This window comes from Streptomyces sp. NPDC002125 (assembly GCF_053593715.1).
Map to the genome: position 1 here is coordinate 1 of NZ_JBSFDD010000071.1, position 3,942 is coordinate 3,942.

The window sequence follows — 3,942 nt, forward strand, 5'->3', positions numbered from 1 at the left end:
TTATATTTTTTTTGTTTTCGGGGCTTTTTTTTTTTTTTTTGTTGGGGGTGGGGGGGGGGGGGGGGGCGCCCCCCCCCCCCCCCCCGGCCGGGGGCAGGCCCGTCAAGGAACGGGCCTGCCCGGTACCGCTGTTACTCCTGCTCGCCGTCCTCCTGGCCTTCCTCGGCGGGCTCGTCCTCGTGCCTCTCCGCCTCGTCCGGCCCCGCGTCCGTCTCGCCCTCGGCCTCCGGGTCTTCGTGCCCCTCCGTTCCGGCCGGTTCCTCGGACTCCTCGTCCGTGTCGTCGTACTGGTAGTCCTCTTCGGCGTCGTGGCCGGGCTCCTCGTCCTCGTCGGGGGCGGGGTTCTCGGCCTTCTGCGCGGCCCTGGCCGCTTCGCGCTCCTCGCACTGCCGCTCCTGCTCGGCCCTGCGCTCGGCCTCGGCCTCGGCCTCCTGCTCGGCGGTGGCCACCGTCTCCGCCTCGACCTCCGTCACGCCGTACCCGTGGTGCTCCAGGAAGCTGATCCACTCGGCGGTCGCGGGCCTGATCCGGCCTCGCACCGAGGGGCCGTGGTGGTAGTGGGGCTCCCCGCGCCATGCGTCGTCCTTCATGTGCTCGGCCTCGAAGTAGCCCGCCACGTGCGCGAACAGCGTCCACCAATACCGCTTGCTCGCGGTCTTCTTGATCAGCGAGCTGATCACGTCCTTCGGGTGCCGGGTGAGCCGCTCGTCCCCCAGGAATTGGGCCAGCATCGCCCCGTGCTCCTGGCTCCCGACGTAGTGCACGTAATGTCCATCGCTCACGAGCAGCGTCCGCATGATCAGGTCCTTGACGTCGGCCGGGGCCTCGCCCTTGTCCTTGCACATGTCCGCGATGTGGGCCTCCCTGCCCGCGCGGGCCGTCCTCCACGCGAGGTTGTTCACCTTCACGCGGCGGCGCTCCTCGCGCACGACCTCGGCCTTGGCGGCCTCCTCATCGCCCGGCTCGCCTTCGCCGTCGTCGTCGCCCTGGGCGGCCCCGGCGATCCGGTGGCCGTGCTTCTTCCAGTCGTCGCACAGCCACACCACCTCGGCCGCGTCGGGGTCGATCGTGGCGGCGTGCCCCTCGCAGGTTTCGCTGTGCCCCTGCTCGCTCATCGGCATACCGATCTTGCTGACCAGCTCATCCAGCGGCCGGGCGGTGCTGTAGGACCAGTTCCACACCCAGTGGACGGTGTTGATCTCCTTCTCAGCCAGTCCGGCCTTCAGCGTTCCGATCCGCTCGGTCCGCGCCTTCTTGGCGCGCAGCTCCTGCATGGCGGTCTTCCACGCGCCCCGCTTGGCGTTGCGCTCCTGCTCGTCCTTGGCCTTGGCCCGCATGAGCGTGACCTGCGCGTTGGACACGTCCTTGACCTCGTCGTAGTCGCCCAGCTCGACCCAGTCGAATTCGATCTCCTCGTCCCGGAGGTCTTCGAGGGTCTCCGCGTCCATCTGCGCGACCTTGTGGGCCGCGTCCAGTTCCTCCTCGGTGCGGCCGATGGCAGCGGCCAGGCTGCGCTTCCGGGCCTTGGGCACCTTCTTGGCCTTAACCAGAAGGGCGAGCTGCTCGGCGGCGTCCACGTCGTCCTGCGCGCTCGCCTGGCGACGGTGCAGGTTCTCCACCATTGAGACGGTCAGCGCCTCGTCATCAACGCCGCGCAGGTCGTCGCGGATGATCGCCGGGATCTTCCGGTACTCGCGGCCTTCCTGCGCCGCCGCGCTGGCGACCCGGTACGCGGCCAGGGTGCGGCGCTGGCCGATCACGATGCCGAGCTGTCCGTCCCGCTCACCCTCCTGCGGGCGCAGGATGATCGCCTGCTGAACGCCGACCTCCTCGACGCTGGCGATCAGGGCCGGGTCGGGCTCGGTGGTGTCACCCTCCTTCCGCTTCTTGCGGTGGTTGAACGGGTCGACGATGACCAGCTTCTCCGTACCGCCGTCGGGGTCGAAGTCGAGCGGGTCGATCGCCACCAGGCGGCCGAAGACTGCCGGTTCGGCCGCCTCGTTCTCGGGGGTCTGTTCCGTCTGCTCGGTCTGCGTCACGGTCACGTTCATGCCTTTCGTTCGTACGGGTTTCGAGTGGTGGTGCCGGTCGGGGTGCCACCCCCTTCCAACAAGCTCAATATTACCAGCATTGGACCGGATCACCTAGCAAAAAGGGGGCCTAACCAGGGTTCTTCCATGACCCCGGGCCAGGGCCGGCGTCCCTGCGAGGGCTGAGCCCACGGCGGCGGGTGCCCGCCGCGAACGCGCGCCGATGCCCGCGCAGGAACGGCGCGGCCGTCGTTCTCGACGGCCCGCCCCTCGGCCAGCGCGGGGGCGGAGGGGGTGACAGGCTGCCGTCGCGTCCGGCGGCTACCCCGCCCGGTCCGGCCGGAGGTACCGGCCCGACCGGGCGGGGGTCTTCACCAGCGGCCGGGCTCCCGGCCGGGGGCTGAGGTCTCGACCCATTCGATGCCGCCGCTCGGCGTCACCTGGATCTCACCGCGCTCGCCCTCTTCGCTCTGGAACTTCAGCCCGCTGGCGACTTCGTGACCGGCCTCCAGACAGAGCCGGACGAACCTGTCGAGCGGCTGATAGAACTCTCCGCTCTTGGCGATGTGAGACACCGCGAGCGCGCTGACGGTGACCGGCTGCGCCTGGTCGAGCGGCACGCCCTCCCGGATCAGGGCCCACACGCCCACGATGTCGGACCAGGGGCCAGCCGCCACCGGGTCGTCGACACTGAGGGCCAGGCAGAAGATCGGCAGATCGAACCCCTGCGTCAGGGGGAGAAGTGCGGGCAAGGGGATCGGCGGGGTGACCTGGACGGTTCCCTCAACGCTGTATTCGTAGCCCATGTGGGGCGCTCCATTCCGTGCTCGGTTCGGGTTTCGAGGGGGGGGGCCGGTCGGGGTGCCATTCCCTTCCAGCCGGGGGCGTCCGGGGCGGCCTGGTGGCCGCCCCGGGTCGCCTCACTGAGGCAGGTGCTCGGTCGGGCGCATGATCGTGATGACGCGCTCGCCGTTGTCGCCCGGCGACGCCTCGGCCACAAGGGTCACGCGCTGCGGGTCGCGGCTGCGGCCGTCGACCGGGACGCGGTAGAGGGAGAACGCGAGCCGGGGCGGGCGGCCGGACCCTGCGGCGGCCTTGATCGCCCGGGACGCGGTGATGAGCAGGTCCCATTCCCGCTCGGCGTCGTCCAGCCGGATGCCGGTGTCCCACCGGTACGTGTCGGGGACGGCGATGCAGTCCGCGTAAACGGCCTCGGTCATGGCCACCGGGGCAGGGAACTCGACCTCGGCGGCAATGCCGGGGTCGGCCTCGATCAGCGCGCCGGTCTCGATGGCGTGGGCGCGAGTGGTGACGGTGCCGGTCATGGTGCTCACTGGGTGCCTCTCGTTGTGCGTACGGGTTTCGAGGGGGCCGGGGCGACGGTGCCAACCGCCGCCCCGGTCGGGGCAGATCAGAAGTGGTCGGAGTGGACGGCGCTGTGCGCGCCGGAGAAGGTGGCAACGACCTTCAGCACGTTGCCCGCCTCCAGGAGCAGGGCGCGGCCCTCGCGGCCCTCGAACTCCTCCACGTGCATGGTGTGGGCCCTGGCGGCCTGAAGCAGGGCGTCCATCTCGGCGGCCAGCGGGGAGGACGCCCGGACGGTCACGATCTCGGGCGCGTAGTGCGCGTACGCCTTGGCGCTCCAGTCCAGGACCACGGTGTACGACCGCAGACCCGCCCGGCGGGCCGCACGGTGACGGGCGCGGATGGTCTTGAAGGTCTCGATGAGTGCGCGCATTGGGTGCTCCTCGATGGGTTTCGAGTGGTTCTCGTTGTCCGGGGTGCCACCCCCTTCCAACAAGCTCTATATTACCAGCGTTGGGCCGGATCACCTAGCGGAAAAGGGGGTCTGACCAGGGTTTTTCCCGGAAGTTCCATGATCTTTTAGCGGGCGTCCGGGCCCCGCCGACCC

The 3,942-nt window shown here is 69.9% G+C and carries 4 protein-coding genes; all 4 read right to left on the reverse strand.

Translation table 11 applies throughout. The features are described from left to right. Positions 1-131: 131 nt before the first annotated feature. Complete coding sequence (locus ACWCQM_RS40775) at positions 132-2,051, reverse strand: ParB/RepB/Spo0J family partition protein (RefSeq protein WP_450920114.1); 1,920 nt, start codon at positions 2,049-2,051, stop codon at positions 132-134. Positions 2,052-2,401: 350 nt separating this feature from the next. Next, positions 2,402-2,836 (reverse strand): hypothetical protein, encoded by a 435-nt coding sequence (locus tag ACWCQM_RS40780; protein ID WP_450920115.1) that lies wholly within the window; start codon positions 2,834-2,836, stop codon positions 2,402-2,404. A 114-nt stretch (positions 2,837-2,950) separates the two neighbouring features. Next, positions 2,951-3,355, reverse strand: a complete 405-nt coding sequence (locus tag ACWCQM_RS40785) for a DUF6573 family protein (protein WP_450920117.1) — start codon at positions 3,353-3,355, stop codon at positions 2,951-2,953. Between the two features lie 86 nt (positions 3,356-3,441). Beyond that, a complete protein-coding gene (locus ACWCQM_RS40790) occupies positions 3,442-3,768 on the reverse strand; it encodes a hypothetical protein (RefSeq protein ID WP_450920116.1) in 327 nt (108 codons plus the stop codon). Positions 3,769-3,942: the final 174 nt, after the last annotated feature.

Bases quoted from the DNA above. Each gene is read 5' to 3' on its own strand.
- ACWCQM_RS40775 (WP_450920114.1), bottom strand. From the start codon at position 2,051: ATGAACGTGACCGTGACGCAGACCGAGCAGACGGAACAGACCCCCGAG.
- ACWCQM_RS40785 (WP_450920117.1), bottom strand. From the start codon at position 3,355: ATGACCGGCACCGTCACCACTCGCGCCCACGCCATCGAGACCGGCGCG.
- ACWCQM_RS40780 (WP_450920115.1), bottom strand. From the start codon at position 2,836: ATGGGCTACGAATACAGCGTTGAGGGAACCGTCCAGGTCACCCCGCCG.
- ACWCQM_RS40790 (WP_450920116.1), bottom strand. From the start codon at position 3,768: ATGCGCGCACTCATCGAGACCTTCAAGACCATCCGCGCCCGTCACCGT.